We start from the raw sequence: 17,425 nt of genomic DNA on the forward strand, positions 1-17,425 counted from the left end.
GCCACGCGGTCTGCGTGGCCTTGAATGGGGTGCGTGGTGATCAGCGGACGATCACGTGTCGCTCGGCGAGATCGCCACGACCGGCCGTGTCGAGGCCCGTGAGCAGCCCGCCAGCGACTTCCGCGAGCCGGACGATCCCCGTTGCCGGGCGCGACGCTTCGGACGCCACCAGCGGCGCGTAGAGCACTGCGGCCGCGACTTCGGAACCGTCATTCGCCTTGTTGTCGTACGGCGCATATTCGCCGGTACTCGTCACACCGAGCACCTGGCCAGACGGCAGCGCCGCACCGGCCTTCACGATGATCTGCTCGCGCGAGATCTGCCCGTTACCCTCCGACACGAGAAATTCGGCCGGGAGATTTGCCTGTACCTTCCAGTTCGACATATGTTTCCCCTCCTCGGGTTACGTCAAAGTTACTTGCCGCTCTTGCGAGCCGCGTAGATGGACGCCGCACGCGGCGCTTTCGCGACCACGGGCGCGTCTTCCGACGCAACCGGGGCAGCACGATGGTTGATCGGCTTCTGCGAAGCCGTCACGCGCTCGAACAGCCGCGCGCGGACCTGATCTGCGCTCAGTCCGTCTGCCACGAAGCCGGCCGTCAGCTCGGTCAAGCTCGCGGCCAGACAGATACCGGCGATGTCCTGTGCGCTGCGGATAGCCGCATCGACAGTCACGCGATCACGCAGGCCGGTCGCCAGCACAATGCCTTCGGCGCAGTGCTCGATCCGCGCATCACGACACGACGCGTACACATGCGACGCCAGCGCCGTGACGTCCGGCGCTACCGGCGGCGGTGACTGCGGCGAGGGATCGGCAGGTGGATTGACCGGCGGCACCTCGCAATCGCCCTCCAGTACGGCGACGATTTCGGCGGGCACCGCTGCATAACGTGCAGCGAGCCGCGCTGCGCCCGCATACGCAGCGATGCGGATCGGATCGACAATCGCGTCGCAGAAGCCTTGTTCCTTCGCTTGCGCGGCCGTAAGCCACGTTTCGGCATCCATGATCGCGCGGACCTCCTCTTCGGTCCGGCCGCTGCGCTCGACATAGGCTGCCATCATGCTGTCGGACATACTGTCTAGCAGATCGGCGAGCTTGCGCAGATCCCCGGACTCGCCGGCAGCGACCGTGTGCGGGTTGTGAATCATCAGCCTCGCGTTCGACGGCATCTCGATCGTGTCGCATGCCATCAGGATTAGTGAAGCTGCCGACGCCGCAACACCGTCGACGCGCCCCGTCACCTTGCCGGCATACCGGCGCACGGCGTTGTAGATCGCGAACGCGTCGAATACGTCACCGCCCATCGAGTTGATCGCGACGACGATCGATGTCGCGGTCGACGCCACCTCGTCGAGCTTTGCGACAAACAGATCGGCATCGGTGCCCCAGAATCCAATGTCGCCGTAAATCCGGATCTCGACCTCGCTCCCGCCCGCCGCGTTCGCCTGCGCGCGGATGTCCCACCACCGCTTTTTCCCTTTCATTCGCCATCCCCATTAGAAAGATCGCCCGCCCCGTCGACCGGATCGAGCGTGTCATATCGAATCCCGAGCCGACGCTCGCGCGCGAGATCTTCCGCGTTCTCCCGGTCGACCTGCTCCGGATCGTCACCACGCGACAGCACCGCACCTGTCCGGCTCGCCAGCCCGGAGCGGATCTCCATCCGCTTCGCCGTGACGTCCTGCACCGGATGGATATACGGCCAGCCCTGCGGCACCCACCGCACCCGCAGATAGTCGCGACGTCGGCGGTAGTAGTCCGGCATCGGCATCGCACCGGACAACGCACACGCGTCGACCCACCAGCGCCAGACCTTCCGGCAAAACTGATGAATGAACACGTTCCACTGGATCTGCTCGATCGACCGCCGGAACTCGTTCAAGATCACCCGCAGCACGCGATCGCTCACGTCGCGCAGATCGCCGGTCATCACTTCGTACGGCATGCCGACCGATGCCGCAGCGGCCATCAGTTGCTGACGCATAAACGGGCCGTAGTCGGTCCCTGCGCCCGGCGGCTCTGCAAACGTAACGCTTTCACCCGGAGCCAGTTCCTGCATGCTCCCCGGTTCGAGCGACACCACCGGCGAGAAGCCGTCGACGTCGTATTGCATTTCGCCGCCCGTCACCGGGTCACCCGGAAACCCCGGCTCGGCCGGCGGCTTCGTGATGAACCCCGCGAAGAGGTTGCTGACCTCCTGCCGGAACAGCACCGCGTCGTCGAAGTTATCCAGCGACTTGAGCCGCAGCAGCACGGTCGACAGCTCGGGAACCCCGCGCACCTGGCCGGGCCGCAGCGCGAGGAAAACGTGCGCGATCTCGCCGGCCGGCACCCGCACTGTCTGCATGCTCGACGTCGATGCACGCCCGTACTCGCCGGGATGACGCTGCAACAAGTGATACGCGACACGTCGGCCGTCCGCGTTGAACTCGACGCCGTTGATGATCTCGCCACCGCCCGGCACGATCTCGTTCTTCTCCATCGGCAGCAGATCGCCTTCGATAAGCCGGATCTGCATCGGAACCGCCAAGCCCTCGCTCGGGTTGCGCAACTGGCGACGCACCAGCACCTCGCCGTCGCCGAAGAACGCACGCGCAGCGAGTGTCTGCACGCCCCCCATGTCGAACAGATCGTCCGCGTCGATCTCCTCGCAGCTATCCTCCCAAAGTTGCTTTTGCAGCTTGCGCACCGCGTCGGTCGGATGCTGCGGGTGCGCTTGAATACCGTTCCCGATCGTGTTCGATACGAGTCGCGCGATTGCCGTTTTCGCCCACGGATCGTTGCGGATCGCGTCGCGAGCACGGGACCGCAACAGGGGCAGGTTTTGCGCCGCAGCCGCATTCGGTCCCGCGCTCGACGCCCGCCACGACTTCGCCCGCGCGCCCGTTGTGCTCGCCGACTCGTACGCCGCCGCCTTCAGCCGCGTAGGCACCACGAATCCGCGCCGCGCGAGTGACGGAAAGCCTTGTTTCATCGCACCCCCTTGCCGGCGTGACGAATCCGGACAATCGACGAGCGTCCGGCCGCGCCGTTCAGAGCGCGAATGATCTCGGTGCGCGCTTCGCGCAGTTCGCCAATCGAGCGATACTTCACTCGCCGGTCGGCATACTGGACTTCCAGCTCACCCTTCGCGATTGCCGACTGGATGCGCTCCAGATCCTGCTTTGTGTATGCCATGCGATTCCCTCGTTTAGCGGCGCTTCAGGTACGTCGACCGAGCAACACGACGTCCCTGAATGCGCGAAACCCCGCTCAGTGGCGGGGTTTCGGCGGGTTTTACTGTAGGCGGCGACGGCCGCGGAATCTCGACAACCTCGGGCACGTCCGGAGGTTCGGGCGGCACCTCGACAGGCAGCGCCGAAGGCAAAGCCTCCAGCACCGGAACCGCATCGAACAGCGAGACCTGCGACGCACGATGCTGCTCGACCTGCCAGTGCGCCTCGGTCATCAGGTGCACCTTCACGCTGCGGGCCGCGTGCAACGCGTACCCTTCGCAGTCCAGCGCCTCGTTTCTCGGGCTGACCTTCTTCCATACGCGCTTACCACCACGCGGCCCCGGCACCTTTACCTCTGCGGTGAGCTGCGACAGGTAGTCGCCGCGCACGCCGCTATACCAGTGCATGCGGCCCGGTCCGTCGCCTTCGAGTTTCAGGCGGTTTTCGAGGATCAGATCCTTCGCACGGCTCACGCCGACCATATACGGCCGCAGCCCATACTTCGCCGCCTTGCTGTTGTTGCGCGTCGAGTCGATCGACGCCTTCGGTACGCTGAAGATCTCCGCGTCGACGTTGCTACTGCCCTTGACGGCCATCACGTTGTAACCGGCCTGCTGCGCCGCGCGCACATACTTATATACCGCGTCCGACGTTGCGCCGTCCGACGAGTCGATCGACATCGCACGTACGCGCATCAGCCAGCCGTTCTCATGCCGGTACGCGTGCGACAGCAGCATCGTCAACGCGCCCCATACTCCGCCCGTCATCGGGTCTTGCTGCTGCTCCGTCACGTTTCCGTAAATCTCGCCCCACAAGACGAGCCAGCTTTCCTCTCCGCGCCCCCACGCGCGCAGCACGATCGCGAGCCGGTCGTGCTGCACGTCGACGCCCAGCGTCAACAGCAGACCGCCGACCGGCACCGTCAGCTCCTCGTATGGCAGCGCACGTTCCGCCAGCACGTCCAGTTCGGGCAGATCCGTCTTGTATTTGTACGCCCGGCCCTGCGAGTTGTTCACGAACGAGCGCATCTTCGTGTCGTCGCCCTCGCGCAACGCCTTGTCGGCCGTCAGCCACTTCTTGACCAGTGCCGCCATGTTCGAGCCGGGGAACGGCGATACCAGCTCGTTGATGCGGAAGCCGGCAACACCGTGAAACGGTGCCGTCGCAACCCATCGACCACGACGGACAGCACGGATGCGCGTCGCGTCATCCCACAACGACCCGCAGTGCGGGCACGTGTAGCGGGCCGACTCCGGTTGCGCACGGCCATAGACCTCATGCGCGACATCGGCGCCTTCGCTCCAGGTGACGTTTTCCCACGCCAGCTCATGCTCTTCGTCACAATCAGGGCACGGCACCAGATACACGCGCTGATCCGATGCCGCGTAACCCTGCTGAATGCGCGACAGGCCGTCGACGGTAGGCGTGCCGCCCAAGATCATCTTGCGCCGCCGGTCCGAATAGCTCTTGTTCCGCTCTTCGAGCAGCGTGATCGAATCACCCTGCTCGCGCACGTTCGTGTTCGCGTCGTCCGGCTCCTCGACCGCGACGACCGGGGCCGGCGTCGACTTCACATCATCCGGTGCGTTCGACGTGATGAACTTCAGGAAGCCCCGCGCGAACGTCTTGTGATCCCACAAGTTGTTTTTGTCGCGGGCCGCGTGAACCGGCAGTTTTGCCGACAGGCGAGGCGTCACCTCGACCATCGGTTCAAACTTCTCCAGGTTGAACTTCTTCGCCGTCTTCTCTTTCGGGAACATGATGATCATCGGACACGGGTCGACGTCGATCCGCTTGCCGATGTAGTTCAACAGGACGCCATCGGTCCACGCAACCTGCGCAGACTTCATGCACACAACCTTCTGCACGGTCGGATCGTCGAGCGCTTCGTGCATACCGAACACCCACGGCGTGATATTCGGGTTATACCGGCCGGGACTGGCCGATCCCTTGGCGCTCAACCTACGACGTTTGCGCGCCCATTCCGTCGTCCCAATCTTCTCCGGCGGGCGCAGCATCGTCGCGATCCGGCGAATCACCGCGCGGACTGTCTGGGTCGTATTCAGAAAGCTGCTCAAGGCATCCATATATGTGCTCGTTCAACCATTCGACGTCAACCTCGACGCCGTATAGCGTCTGCAGCTCCAGCACCAGCTTGTCGGACAGCGACAGCAGTTCGGTTTGAAATGCGCCGACCATCAGGCCGTACGCCTGTTCGAGCTGCGCCGCATTGACGAGCTGCCCCTTCTTCTCGGCCAGCGTCAACAGCTTGATCTCGCGATCGACGCGCTCCGTCATCGCCCGCTCGGCGACGAGATCGATCCCGGTCTCGCTGGAGCGGCCGGCCGCGACCTCACGCAAGTGCCGAATGTAGGCGACGCGGATCTCGTCGATCGACACCGCACGGTAATCGAGCCGGACCTTGTCGACGAACCGCGAAACGGCCGACTGATCAAGGTCGAGATGGTCGGCGATCTGCTGCTGAGTCGGCATGAATATGACCCCCTATGGAAACTCGCCAGTAGAGAAAAAGCGCGGGTGCGAGCCCCCGCGTATGGCGATGCCCGTAGGGTCCCCGCCCGCTCAAAAAGTGGGCAGACCCGCCCCGATCGCGACATCGGCACTCGCGCCGTCGCCCGCGCGGTCCATCGCCCACACGACACGGTCCATCGCATCGTCAAACACGAAGCACCGCGCGGTGACGCGCCCCATGCTTCGATCTTCATCCCACGTCGACCAGACCTCGCTCGGCCCGGCGCTCGTCGACTCGATTCGCATTTCAGCGCCCCAATGCAAAAAGCCCTGAGAGCTTTCGCACTCAGGGCTTCGATATTCATTTCGTAAGGGCGTGCGCCCTCCCAACAGATCCCGACTGACAGTTATCGTTGTTGGTCGCGGCGCTCCCGCGATTCAGTACGCCTGTCGGGCGATTGTTGCGACACGAGTGTGCGGTCGCTCACGTATCCAGTGACGCGGTAAAGGATGTGCAGAGTGTAAGCGATCCGCTCTTGAAATGGAATACGTTTCATCCTCGCAATTGCCGACGCAATGTGTCGTACACCGATCCATCTACCGTATCCAGCAACGCGAGCATGTCGTGAAAGCGCCACGACCAGTTCCGCCGATACTCGTCGAGCGATACGCCGAGCGCGTGCGCACGGCCAGCGTCGTCGACCTGCCGCTTACCCGAACCGGAACAGTCGGGGCAGATGTGCCGGCCCTTAGCATCCGAAACCGGCGACGCGGCGATCCGCCCCATCCCGCCGCAGTCGTCGCATGGTTCGTATTCCCGAAAGACCAGCGGCCCGTTACGGCCTTCGAAGAACGGGATGCGCTCCTCCGATATACACACCTTCCCGCTGCCACCGCATACATCACACGCACGCGTCGACGTCGTGACGGGACGCGCACGGCGCACGACGCCCCGCCCCTCGCACTCGACACACTGGTCGTTCACCCACTCGTCCAGCAACCGCAGCGCGAACCGCTCGACGATGTCGACCTTCGATCGCTCGACAGCATGCCCCGCACGTTGTTCGCGACGCTCGTCGCGTGAAAGGCCCGTGAACCGCGCACGCTTGAAACGGCCCGACGTCCGGATCATCTGCGCCAACAGCAACGTTGCACGTCGAATCATTGCAGGCGTCGGCAGCGGCCCGGCCTTGATTCGGGCAAGCGAGCTACCGAGATCGTTCGCAAAGGCGAGCGCGCCCAAAGTAACTTTAGGATCGGCAATCGGGTCGGTGAACTGACCACGAACGCTCACAGCAACGCCTACCCGCTCTTTCAAATCGATCATCACTCTCTCCTATTCGTCCTAATGTCCTAATGTCCCAAGGGATAAGGCTTGCAGGGGTGCGCGCCTGCGACATGCGACATGCGCCGCTCACGTCGCGCATGTCGCGCCCCTGCACCCGCGCCCGAGACCGCGCCTTGGGACATTGGGACATGGGACGTCCGCAGCGCGCCAAGGCGGGGCAAGTGGCGCGCTTACCGTGCAGGCACAGCGCGCCACGCGATCAAAGCGGACTGTCGTCATCACCCGCCGCGACCAGTTCGCGTTCTGCTTCCAGCTCTTGCTCTTCCTTCACGTAGTACCAACCGCGCGATCCGGTCGACTCACGCTTGCGCACCCAACCGAGCGACTTCAACGCCTTGCCGATGCGGCGCTGTTCCGCCAATGTCCACTTCGACGTATCGAGCTTCAGGATGTCCGCGAGGATCTCTTCCATCGTCGTGCGCGACACGAATTCCAGGGTCTTGGCGATCTTGTCTTCGTACACGTCGCCTTCGTATCGCTCCGCCTGTTCGATCTCGAACAGCGGGCGCTCATGCTCTTCTACGTGCCACACGACGCCCGAGCGGTACAGATGCACGGCTTCCGCCCAAAGCTGTTCACGAACGGCCACAATGCCGTCGATGTCGACCAGACCACCGACACGCAGCGGCCAGTAGCGCCGGTTGCCCGACTCGTCCTTCAGGTACGTGTCGAAGTTGACGGAACCCGCGAACACGCACTGACGCGGGACGTCGGTCGCACGCTTGCCGTAGAAGTTGCGGAAGCGGTCGACGGCCGTCGCGAAGAAGCTCTTCACCGCCGACGAGTCGGCCTTGTTCAACGAGTCCAGTTCGGCCAGCTCGATCACCCACTTGCCGGCCAGCACCGCATACGTATCCTTGTTCCCGATCTGAATCGGCGTGTCGGTGAACCACGGAGCGCCGGCCAGCACCTTCAGCGCCGTCGATTTGCGGTGCCCCTGCTTGCCTTCGAGAATCAGGACGTTGTCGACCTTGCAGCCCGGCTCCATCACGCGCGCGACGGCCGCGATCATCCACTTCATGAACGCGAGTTGCACATAGTCGCTGTCGGCCACGCGCAGGTATGTCGACGGCATCGATCGCACGCGCGACACGCCGTCCCATTTCAGCCCTTCGAGGTATTCACGCACGTCATGGAAGTGGGTCGCGTCCGCCACCAGCAGGACCGCGTTCATTACGACATCGGTACGCACCGAGAGGCCGTATCGCTGCGACAACCAGAGCGCGCAGCGCTGGTCGTCCATGTCGGTCCACTCGCCCTTCACACCTTGCACGAACGGCGGCGCTTTGCGCTTCATCACGCGGCCACCGAAATCGTCCTGCTCGATAACGCCCTGCCATGCCTTGTGATTCGACAGGATCATGTGCACGTTGCCGAGCGTCGGCAGCAGCGTGCCCTTATCCGACCGCGCCAGATCCTGCTCCCACGTGTGTGCGCCGTTCTCTGCCTCGCGGCCATCCCATTCCGGCTGTTTTGCGGCAGCGGACGTCGCGACAGGTTTCGACGGCGTGACGTCCGCGGTCGACACGTCGACCGTCGCCGGCCGGATCTCTTCGTTCGCTGGCGCGATGACGCGCAAGATTGCCGACTGCACCTGCGCCTCGACAGCTTCGAAACTCTCTTCGACGTGCAGGTCGTTGAAATCGGTCAGCTTGCGCTCGCCGCGATTCGCGAATACCGGATAGACGACGCTGACGTCGCCGACCGTCGCTGCCGCCTCGTACGCGCGCTTCAGGCCCGTGTTCTCGAACCGCTTACGGCGCTGCGGCATCACGTCGTTGCCGTAGCTCACTTCGACGTACGGAACGCCGTTGTCGTCACGACGTCGCGACACGGCAATCATGTACCACGTATTCTTCGCCTCGATCCGCACCGGGTCGGCACCAAACACCAGCTCGCCACGGAAAGCGAATTCGTCGGCGAGCCAATCACGCATGCGCTGCTCGATCTTCCAGTCGTCGTCGGCACAAACAAGAATGTGTACGTCCGGATATGCCGCGCGCAGATACTGCACTGTCGGCAGGATTCCACCGGCGTCGAAGCACACGGACAACGCAAATGCTCGGCGTGTTGCCATGCGAATGGAACGGGCGGTCGCATAACCTTCGGCCACCATGACCATCTTGTCGTCCGGCTCGATGTCACCGAGCAAGTACGCTGCGCCCTTCTTCTGCATGCCCTTGTTGAAGCGCTTCGCGCCGTCCGGCGTGATCTTCTGCAGGCCGACGAGACGGGCGTCGTCGCCATACTGATACATCGGCACGAAGATCGTGCCGTCAGCGTCGAAGCGCACGCCTTCGGCCGTGATGCGCTTGCGGCCCAGGTACGCGGATTCGCCATGCTCGGCTGCACGGTTCCACTGATCGCGCGCGCGGTTCGCGGCGAGCTGCGCCTGTCGTGCATCACGTTCGGCCTGCTCGCGCTCGGCCGCCTCCTGCCGTCGACGCGTCTCCGCGAGCACTTCCTCGCTCATGGGTGCGCCGCTCCACTCGAAGCGCTCGGTGCCGGGATCGTCGCCCGCGAAGTGGCCGAACGTACCGCCGTAGCCGATCACTGCGCCCTTGCTCACAACCTCACGAAGCTGATACCAGTATTTCTTGCGCGGCCCATACCGATGATGTTTGCCGTCCGCTACCGGATGGCCGGCGGGCAAGTCGGGATGCCCCGCCGCGCGCAATTGCTGAATGATCTGGTCCAGTGTCGCCATATGAAAAATTCCTCTATCAAAGTCACTTTGGCCGCATGTCGCGGCCAGATCACAATTCGTTGAGCTACGCCCTGTTAGCTCGCACGTCGGGCCAGATCCAGCTCGGCGAGGCGGCGGTCGCGTGCGACCTTGTGAGAGAAGCTGCGCCACGCGCCCCGCCCGGCTGCATAGGACTGCCGTCCACTCGGCGAGCGGCTGTACTGCGATGTGCCACGTCGCAACGCGCTACTGATTCCGTTCACGTTCACAGGGGTCTCCGTTTATTTGCCGCGCAGTCGACGCCATTCCGCCGACATGGAATCGTCGAACGCGGCAAGATCCTGCGCGCAGAGACGATCGGTAAGCTGGTCGCGGAACGCATGACGCTCCGCCTTGGTTGCGAGCGCGGCGCATGCGCGCGCAGCTCGTTCGACGAACACGCGCGCACACCCCGCCGCGATTGCTTCCGCAAGAATCGAAGCGAGGCGATCGGGGAACGTGGCGATCAATTCGGACAGCAAGCGCCCCGCTTCTGCGGGAGCACACTCGAAGCGGAATGCGAGTGCCGTTACAGCGCAGGCCAAACGCTGCTCAGGTGAGCAACAGAGGCCGATATGTTCACGTTCGGGCCGGCAGCACCCCATGCCGGACTTAAACCGTTCCATGACGACGGCGGCGACGTGCGGCGAGATTGCGAGCAGCGTGAATCAGACGCTGGAACAGACGCTGGCCCTTGCGGCCAGTCGCAATGATCTTCTCGGCGTCTTGCTCGTCGATCCGCTGATCCACCAATGCCCGTGTCACGTCGTCAGCAACGAGACCCACATGCGCCTGCAGGTGCAGCGCCGTCGAAACGAGACGCAGCGTGCCGGGTTCGCTGACGTCGTCAGCGACGTGATCGTCGACGTGTTCGGCCACCAGACCGAATCGCGAATTCAGCGCATGCAGCGCGTCGAGCGCGTACACCTCGCCCTCTGCCTTTTCCTGCATCCACTCGATCAGCAGCTCGAACATTTCCATCGACAAGCGACTGTCGCCGACGCCACGCAGACGCAGGCGAAGCGATTCCGCCGTGATGTTCTTACCGCGCCGGATCGTGAGGTGATTCGCCGCGTCGGCGACACCGCCGGGCGTGTTGCGAACGGACGTATAGAGGACGTCCAGCCATTCGGTACTGTCGTATCGGCAGGTCATGTTGAGTATTGAGCGGAAGCGGCTTTCATCCTGTCGCGGCGCACACGCCACGATTACGATTCAGCGGATGGATAAATGGACGACGTCAATGCACCGCAGGTTGTGCAGCGCCCGCGACCGGGTGATTGGAGAAGTGGTCGTAAAGGGTCTGGACGGTCGAAACGCGCGGATCACGATGGATGCGCAGGGCGATCTTTGTCAGCGTCTGGTAGGGGATGCCGCACTGGCGGGAGATTTCCGGCCACGCACCCTTGGCTGCGTCGAGGTTGCGCAGCACGGTAGCGAGCATCGGTTCATTGTTGTTCCGCATTGGACGATCCTTGGATGATGACCGCCCAAATAATATCCCATTCGGGATATTCTCTCAATGCATACGGCTGGCCCAATATCTCGCAAGGGATTGTATTTTCCCGGCAATATGCAGCCATGAATAAGATGCCGCTTCGGAAAATCTTGGCGCGGAACATTCGCCGGCACATGGAGGCGAACGAAGACATCCGCACGCAAGTGCAGCTCGGCAAAGCCGCTGGCGTGGCACAGAGCAGTATTGCCCGCGTGCTTAAGGGCGAGGTAGACACCCAGCTTTTCGTTATTGAAGCGATCGCCGAGGCGATAGGCGTGCCACCTGGGTCGCTCCTCATGGATGACGAAGTCGAGCAGGAATTGCTTCGATTCAATCGATCGCTCGTGGCCGCACTACCCGCCTCTGAGAAAGCCAAGATCGAGAGCTACATCGAATTCGTTTTAAGCCAGACGGAAGCCGTTCACATCGAAAGCGACGGCTCCCTCAGTATCTCGGAAGAAGTCCCTGCAACCAGCGAATCCAGACGCCGTGCGGGTGTGGCTGCTCAACGTCCATTATCAAATGAAACGGTGAGCAATGAGAAACCACGCCGCGAAGCAGCATTCCGAGAGACCAGAAAACAGCGCCGATAACGTCTACCACCTTTCGAATCACGACCTCAATCTCCGGCACCGGGCAATTCGCGAGCACCTTCGCGACCAGTTGGCCCGGCACGCCGAAGAGTCGATCGTCGCAATCGCCTGCGTGACAATGCAGGCAGATGGGACGGTCAACATCTCCGCCAAAGGAATCGAAGCCGACCTCGCCGACGACATGCTCGACGGACTGGGGCACCTGTCGGCCCGCATTCGCCATCACACCAAGGGAAAAACCAAACTCGGGAGCCGGCAAGGCGGATATGCCGCAGTTGGCCTAATGGCAGCCATTGCGCTGCTCGCGTTCGCGTACGTCAACGAGACGCCGTGGCTCGACTGCGTCACCGTACTCGCGGGCCAGCTTCTCGCCCCGTTTAGCACCCGCAAGCGCACTCCACGCAAATAGCCACAACACTCCACCATCCCCTACGGGGTATTCTCCGCACAAAATATCCCGATAGGGATTGACACGGAAATATCCTAACGGGGATACTCCGGCTGTCGCGTCGCCCGACGCTCAACCGGAGATCCCACCATGAAACCTACCGATCTGAATGCGGAAGCCCGTCAGGACTGGCTCCGCGACGAACAAACGCCCCGCATCACGCCTTCCGAACCTGCCCGCCAAAGCAACTTTGAAAAGTCGCCGATCTTTCGCTGGACGGTCGTCGCCGGCCTCTTGTTTGTCGCCGTGAACGTGTTCCAAGACGATCCGGTCGTCGTACCGCCGACCGCCTACCGCGTAGCCGTCTAATCCACCCCGATCCTGCCGGGGCATGCGCTCCCGGCGTCATGGAGACCACCATGCCGCGAATCAAAGCCCGAACCCTCCCCCTCGTCGACGTCGAGCGTCGCGACACCCTCTCGCTTCGCACGATCGTCCGCTATGACCCGAACGCTCGACGCCCCTCAACACCGATCCTCGTCGGCAAATACGTTGTTGGTCGCCGCCCCTTGGCGGACAGCGTACATACGGAGTATTTGATCCTCGACGGCACCGAGATCGCCGGCAAGCAGATTTCGATCCCGGACGAAGGCAACTGCGCCGACGCGATCAAACGTCTCCGTGCGGCGAAGCGCGCGGCGGGTATCGAGGCATCGAGGGCGATCGACAAGGCGAAGAAGCCCGGCAAGGTCCGCACAGCAGCGACGCGGGAGGTTGCGTAATGGACGATCGCACGCAACAGCTCGACCTGACCGCGCCCATCCCGACCGGCAACATCAAGGCCGCAGCCGCAGCGGCCGGCGCAACGTCGGCGGACCTGTGGATGGTCCCCTATGACCAGCTTCACTATGATCCGGCGGACAACATCCGTGCGGTTGACACCGAATGGGTGGCGCACCTAGCGGCGCTGATGCGGGAAAACGGATACGACAAAGGCTCCCCGCTCCATTGCTATGCTCGGAAGGTCGACGGCAAGGATCTTCTCTACGTCTACAAAGGGCAGCACCGCTATCTCGCTGCCGGGCACGTGATTGCAACAGGCAAGAGTCTGGGGAAGATTCCGGTCGTCGTCCGCGACGCCAAAAACGTCAACCGCGCCGAAATGGTGATCGACGGCTATCTCAGCAACAACGGCAAACAATCGTCGCCGCTTGATCTGGCCGCTGCTGTTGCAGAGCTACGCGACATTCATGGCATGACGCTTGCCGCAATCTGCAAGCGCCTGAATGTCTCCGACCAAACGATCCGCGACGTCGGCCTGCTCGAACGGGCACCGGCTGAACTGCATCAGCTCGTACGAGACGGACAATGCACCGGCACACTGGCGATCGAACAGATCCGCCTGCACGGCGGCGACAAGGCGCTCGAACGCATCGTCGTCGGGATCTCCAAAGCAGCAGAGGCCGGCAAGTCGAAGGTAACGAAGAAATATCTCGAAGCCGCGCCCCTGCTCGATACGCTTCCGGACCCAGCATCATCAACGGAGCAGGTAACATCCGCGGCCGCCACCAACAGCGCCGAGCCTGTCGCCACATCGACGGACGCGGAAGGCACGGCCGACACGCAGGCGCCAACACCGGCCGCCCCGCGCCAAGGCACCCCCGCCAAGATCAACGAGAAGCAGTCAAAGCAACTTTTGCAGGCGCTTCAGGCGGTACTGCATGACCCCGTATTCGGCAAACTATCTCCCGGAACGATTCGCGCCGTACACGCGGCACTCTTGCCGGTAGCCGACCTCCTCGACTCTCCGAAGAAGGCACGGATTTACCCCGTAACAGCACCGGATCAAGACGGCCGCTGCGTGCCTGCCGATACTCTTCGCGCCCCCGTCAGCAAGCGGACGAAAAAGCCGATGGCGGAAATCTACGTAGCTCAACCGAAGGCAGATCAGTGGATCTGCGCGGCGATGTACAACTTCGGGGACAGCTTCGCATCGACGCCACTGAAGTTCGGCGCAGGCACTACGACCTACCCGACGCGAATGCAAGCTGCACAGGAAGGCGCTCGGTGGCTGAGAAAGACGCTCGACCGCGAGAACGTCAAGCGCCAGAAAGACCTTCCGCTCGCCGTGCAATGGCTCGATGACATCCTCCAGTCACCCGACCCCGACTGGACGTCGGAAATGGCGCAGGAGGCAGCTAAATGACCTCTCGCCCGGCCCTTTCTACCCCACGTCCGCTGCCGCGAAAGCGGGAACACGCGAAGAAGCGCTCGGCTATCGCACTGGTAAGCGTCAACGGTACTTCGACGCAGCTGAACAGCGGCGGGCTGACGCCCGCAACAACGATCCAGAGCAACGAAGCGCCGCTCACGCGGCGCAAACCTATCCAGACGAACGAAGCCTTGGCGGATGCCCGCCAAGGCAGGCTCACGCGCCTCGACGCCCTTCGCACCGAGATCCGCGCGCTGGTCATCGAGATCTCGCACGCGGCCGACGTCGAGCTGCTGGACCTGATGGCCGACGAGATCGGTTCGTTCGCTCGCCACAAAGCGGCGCAGGACGCGCGCACCTGGGCAGCAACCGCCGGCATCACGCTCGAAACCGGCCTCATGCAACTCGCACGCGCGTTCCCCAACCCCGTCACACTGGAAACTCAACATGACTGATCAAGCCCTCTATGCCGCACACATCGCCAAAGCTCGGGAGATCGTGGTCGCGTCCGTGAAGCGCCTGCGTGCCGCTCACGTCGACTGCATCGATCTGATGGAGCAGGCAGAGCGATACCTTCATGCGACACGGGCGATCGACCATTTCCACGCCGTCTACGATGCCGACCTAGCCTTCGAGCCGAATGATCAGCGGACGATCGCAGGTCTCGCGAACGTCGGCAGCGCGCTTTTCGAGTTGCTGTCACCGACGATCCCGTCACACACCTCCGACGAGGCGCTGGCTGAAGTCATCAACCACCTACTCAACATGCGCGCCGAAGCGCGACTTCACTCCGCACCTGACAACCTGAACGGGGGGGCGCTTTGAGCCTGCTGACCCGCGCCTACATCCTTGAAAAGTACGGTCCACGCATGACGCTCGCGCAGCTCGCACAGCTACTGCTGATGTCCGAAGGAACCATCCGCAATCAGATCAGCGCCGAGACGTTCCCGATCCCGACTTACAAGGAAGGAGGTGGGCGATTCGCCGCCTATGATGCTGTCGCCGACTACTTGGACGGAATGTCCGCGCAGGCTCGAAAGCGTGCTGCATAGTTACTTTTCAGGGCCGGCAGCCTTCGCCGGCCCCGTGCCATCCCGCGCAGGCTTTTCGAGAGCCGGCGCGTCGCGCTTCTCAATCGCCGCCCGAGCGCCCTCCGGCAAACCAGCGTAGTAGCTCTCGACTCGCTTAGGTTGCGCAATCAACTGCTCAACGATCAAGTTAAGCATCTCAAACAACACCACTCCCATTTCCGGAGTATCGTCCAAACTGATTTCACCGGGATGGACAGCGTTGTTACCTACGACGCGACAATAATCGAGCGCCTGCTGTACGTGAGGCGACAGGCCGACCTTGACGAGTGCCGCAATGTCATCGTTGATGTTGGTACCTTTCTGCCCAACTTCCTTTAGCAACTTCTGCAACGCGAGACGTAACAGGGCAACCGCCGCTCGGGGCGATCGCCCGAAGATATCGCGCGCCTCGTCGTAATCGTTGCGTGGCCCCTCAGGGAAATCTTCATGCGGCAACGACACGCTCGACGTCGACGGGACTAGCATCCTCTCTTCGTACCAATACGAGCTTTTTCTACAGTGCCCACATATGCAGACGTCCCACTTCTGATTAACGACCAGAGTGCCATGTGGCCGCCACTGGAACGACTGCCAGTGTTGCACCGAAAACACTCCGCAATGCACGCAATTAAATTGGTTTGCCCGATGCTCTGCCGGATAATGCTTCGCCATTCTTGCCCCCGTGACGATAGCTGGTTACGAGATGTCCGATTGTGTCATATCCGGCATCGCCCTCAAGCGGCCCTTCTCTGCAACCTTTTCAGGGCTCAGATTCGTGTACCGCTTCAGGTTGCGCCAATCTTTGTGTCCCGTCACCGTCGCCACTTCCGGGATGTCCCACCCGCCCTCAAAAAGCGCGCTCGTCGCTTCGTGCCGCATGTCGTGCAGCCGTAGGTCGACGATCCCTTTGTCGTCACACGCGAGCTTGAAGTATTTGCTGGCCGTGCTCTTGTCAAACCGGAAGATGTACTCGTTCGGGTGCGGCTCGGTCGCAGGGTCCGCCTTACGCTTTGCCTCGTACGTAGGGGGCACCGGATAACGCGGCTGACGCAGCAACACTTCGAGCGAGTCACCGATCAACGGCACCCACTCGTCGTTACCCTTCTTCTGTCGCGGATGCTTCCGATCGCGGACGAGAGCGAGCCGCCGCTCGACGTCAAGATCCGACCACGTCAACCGGAACAGCTCACCACGGCGAAACGCGCTCCTCATCGCAACCCGGATCACATCCGGCACCGCCTGCTCCCGTTCCGGATGCTCCGCAAACCACTGGAAGATTTTCACGATCTCGTCGCGAGTCGGCCGGCGGTCCCGATGCTTGCCAGGGCCGATAAGCTGGAGGTGATCGAGCGTCGGCCGCGCGATGCTAGGTGCATGCGGCAATCTCAAGTCGAGAAGCGACGCCATATGCTTGTACACGGTCCCGAGCTTGGAAATATCCATGTCGATCGTGTATTGCCCCGCCCCCTCTTTCTTCCGCTCTTGCGCAAATTTCACTAGCCGCTTGGTCGACAGCTTCGCTGCCACCTCATCATCAAAGTGACTTTGCAGTCGCTTGAGCATGTAGTCTTCGTTCGACTTGTCGGCCACCGCCCGCCCGGAGTCCTCCCGAGCGGCACGATACAAGCGAACCAACTCGCCGACCGTGATCGTCTGCTCGTCAACGGCTGCCTGCCCCTTATCAATTCCGCCCTCAATCTCACGCGCCCATGCTTCGGCCGCACCCTTGGTCCGAAACGTCTTTGCTATACTCTGTCCCCGCCGGCGGACTTGTGCCCGCCAGCGGTCGCCGATCTTGAGGATCGAAGCCATGAAATTCCCCGCATGTGGACTGTAGCAATGCGTCATCCACATACGCTGCTACAGGGTCGATTTGTAGCAGAATTGTAGCAGGCGGGGCGTT

Annotated in this window: 22 protein-coding genes; 8 read left to right on the top strand and 14 right to left on the bottom strand. The window is 62.5% G+C overall.

The features are described from left to right. Positions 1-40 precede the first annotated feature (40 nt). The 12 genes from G3O06_RS16830 to G3O06_RS16885 all read right to left on the bottom strand — a co-directional run bounded on the left by G3O06_RS16830 (position 41) and on the right by G3O06_RS16885 (position 11,226). A complete protein-coding gene (locus G3O06_RS16830; protein ID WP_205816833.1) occupies positions 41-385 on the bottom strand; it encodes a head decoration protein in 345 nt (114 codons plus the stop codon). A gap of 29 nt (positions 386-414) precedes the next feature. Continuing rightward, positions 415-1,485, bottom strand: coding sequence for a head maturation protease, ClpP-related (locus G3O06_RS16835; RefSeq protein WP_205816834.1), 1,071 nt, complete (start codon positions 1,483-1,485; stop codon positions 415-417). Further along, positions 1,482-2,975 (bottom strand): phage portal protein, encoded by a 1,494-nt coding sequence (locus tag G3O06_RS16840; RefSeq protein ID WP_205816835.1) that lies wholly within the window; start codon positions 2,973-2,975, stop codon positions 1,482-1,484. Before G3O06_RS16840 ends, G3O06_RS16835 begins: the two co-directional genes overlap by 4 nt. After that, positions 2,972-3,178: a hypothetical protein gene (locus G3O06_RS16845; RefSeq protein ID WP_048248427.1), complete on the bottom strand. Its 207-nt coding sequence runs from the start codon at positions 3,176-3,178 to the stop codon at positions 2,972-2,974. The genes G3O06_RS16840 and G3O06_RS16845 overlap by 4 nt, the downstream gene beginning before the upstream one ends. Positions 3,179-3,191: 13 nt before the next feature. Continuing rightward, on the bottom strand, positions 3,192-5,234 hold the full coding sequence (locus tag G3O06_RS16850; protein WP_346779534.1) for a terminase gpA endonuclease subunit: 2,043 nt from the start codon (positions 5,232-5,234) through the stop codon (positions 3,192-3,194). Further along, positions 5,179-5,709 (bottom strand): MarR family transcriptional regulator, encoded by a 531-nt coding sequence (locus G3O06_RS16855; RefSeq protein WP_205816837.1) that lies wholly within the window; start codon positions 5,707-5,709, stop codon positions 5,179-5,181. The genes G3O06_RS16850 and G3O06_RS16855 overlap by 56 nt, the downstream gene beginning before the upstream one ends. A 90-nt stretch (positions 5,710-5,799) precedes the next feature. Continuing rightward, the gene (locus tag G3O06_RS16860; protein WP_205816838.1) at positions 5,800-5,994 is read right to left on the bottom strand and encodes a hypothetical protein; all 195 of its coding nucleotides are present in this window, start codon (positions 5,992-5,994) and stop codon (positions 5,800-5,802) included. Between the two features lie 247 nt (positions 5,995-6,241). Beyond that, a complete protein-coding gene (locus G3O06_RS16865; protein WP_205816859.1) occupies positions 6,242-7,015 on the bottom strand; it encodes a zinc finger-like domain-containing protein in 774 nt (257 codons plus the stop codon). Positions 7,016-7,235: 220 nt separating this feature from the next. Beyond that, complete coding sequence (locus tag G3O06_RS16870; RefSeq protein ID WP_205816839.1) at positions 7,236-9,743, bottom strand: VapE domain-containing protein; 2,508 nt, start codon at positions 9,741-9,743, stop codon at positions 7,236-7,238. Between the two features lie 260 nt (positions 9,744-10,003). After that, a complete protein-coding gene (locus tag G3O06_RS16875; RefSeq protein WP_205816840.1) occupies positions 10,004-10,387 on the bottom strand; it encodes a hypothetical protein in 384 nt (127 codons plus the stop codon). Beyond that, a complete protein-coding gene (locus tag G3O06_RS16880; RefSeq protein WP_205816860.1) occupies positions 10,374-10,916 on the bottom strand; it encodes a hypothetical protein in 543 nt (180 codons plus the stop codon). The genes G3O06_RS16875 and G3O06_RS16880 overlap by 14 nt, the downstream gene beginning before the upstream one ends. 85 nt (positions 10,917-11,001) lie before the next feature. After that, complete coding sequence (locus G3O06_RS16885; protein ID WP_241020079.1) at positions 11,002-11,226, bottom strand: hypothetical protein; 225 nt, start codon at positions 11,224-11,226, stop codon at positions 11,002-11,004. A 14-nt stretch (positions 11,227-11,240) separates the two neighbouring features. Here G3O06_RS16885 and G3O06_RS16890 point away from each other — a divergent pair, with 14 nt between their 5' ends. From G3O06_RS16890 to G3O06_RS16925, 8 genes are all read left to right on the top strand, one after another. Beyond that, the gene (locus tag G3O06_RS16890) at positions 11,241-11,852 is read left to right on the top strand and encodes a helix-turn-helix transcriptional regulator (protein WP_241020080.1); all 612 of its coding nucleotides are present in this window, start codon (positions 11,241-11,243) and stop codon (positions 11,850-11,852) included. Beyond that, the gene (locus tag G3O06_RS16895) at positions 11,797-12,261 is read left to right on the top strand and encodes a hypothetical protein (protein WP_205816841.1); all 465 of its coding nucleotides are present in this window, start codon (positions 11,797-11,799) and stop codon (positions 12,259-12,261) included. The genes G3O06_RS16890 and G3O06_RS16895 overlap by 56 nt, the downstream gene beginning before the upstream one ends. A gap of 129 nt (positions 12,262-12,390) precedes the next feature. Next, entirely contained in the window at positions 12,391-12,609 is a 219-nt protein-coding gene (locus G3O06_RS16900; protein WP_205816842.1) for a hypothetical protein, read from the top strand. A gap of 50 nt (positions 12,610-12,659) precedes the next feature. Further along, positions 12,660-13,022: a beta-hexosaminidase gene (locus G3O06_RS16905; RefSeq protein WP_205816843.1), complete on the top strand. Its 363-nt coding sequence runs from the start codon at positions 12,660-12,662 to the stop codon at positions 13,020-13,022. Then, positions 13,022-14,446 (top strand): pyridoxal phosphate biosynthetic protein PdxJ, encoded by a 1,425-nt coding sequence (locus G3O06_RS16910; RefSeq protein ID WP_205816844.1) that lies wholly within the window; start codon positions 13,022-13,024, stop codon positions 14,444-14,446. The genes G3O06_RS16905 and G3O06_RS16910 overlap by 1 nt, the downstream gene beginning before the upstream one ends. Next, a complete protein-coding gene (locus G3O06_RS16915) occupies positions 14,443-14,907 on the top strand; it encodes a hypothetical protein (protein ID WP_205816845.1) in 465 nt (154 codons plus the stop codon). The genes G3O06_RS16910 and G3O06_RS16915 overlap by 4 nt, the downstream gene beginning before the upstream one ends. Next, positions 14,900-15,277, top strand: coding sequence for a hypothetical protein (locus G3O06_RS16920; protein WP_205816846.1), 378 nt, complete (start codon positions 14,900-14,902; stop codon positions 15,275-15,277). The genes G3O06_RS16915 and G3O06_RS16920 overlap by 8 nt, the downstream gene beginning before the upstream one ends. Next, positions 15,274-15,504: a hypothetical protein gene (locus tag G3O06_RS16925; protein ID WP_205816847.1), complete on the top strand. Its 231-nt coding sequence runs from the start codon at positions 15,274-15,276 to the stop codon at positions 15,502-15,504. Before G3O06_RS16920 ends, G3O06_RS16925 begins: the two co-directional genes overlap by 4 nt. On the opposite strand, the gene G3O06_RS16930 is transcribed toward G3O06_RS16925, so the two are convergent. Continuing rightward, the gene (locus tag G3O06_RS16930) at positions 15,505-16,008 is read right to left on the bottom strand and encodes a DUF4145 domain-containing protein (protein ID WP_205816848.1); all 504 of its coding nucleotides are present in this window, start codon (positions 16,006-16,008) and stop codon (positions 15,505-15,507) included. Positions 16,009-16,218: 210 nt separating this feature from the next. Then, on the bottom strand, positions 16,219-17,376 hold the full coding sequence (locus tag G3O06_RS16935) for a site-specific integrase (protein WP_205816849.1): 1,158 nt from the start codon (positions 17,374-17,376) through the stop codon (positions 16,219-16,221). Positions 17,377-17,425 lie beyond the last annotated feature (49 nt).

Origin of the sequence: Burkholderia sp. Ac-20345, assembly GCF_017104825.1 — a bacterium.
Lineage (GTDB): Bacteria > Pseudomonadota > Gammaproteobacteria > Burkholderiales > Burkholderiaceae > Burkholderia > Burkholderia lata_B.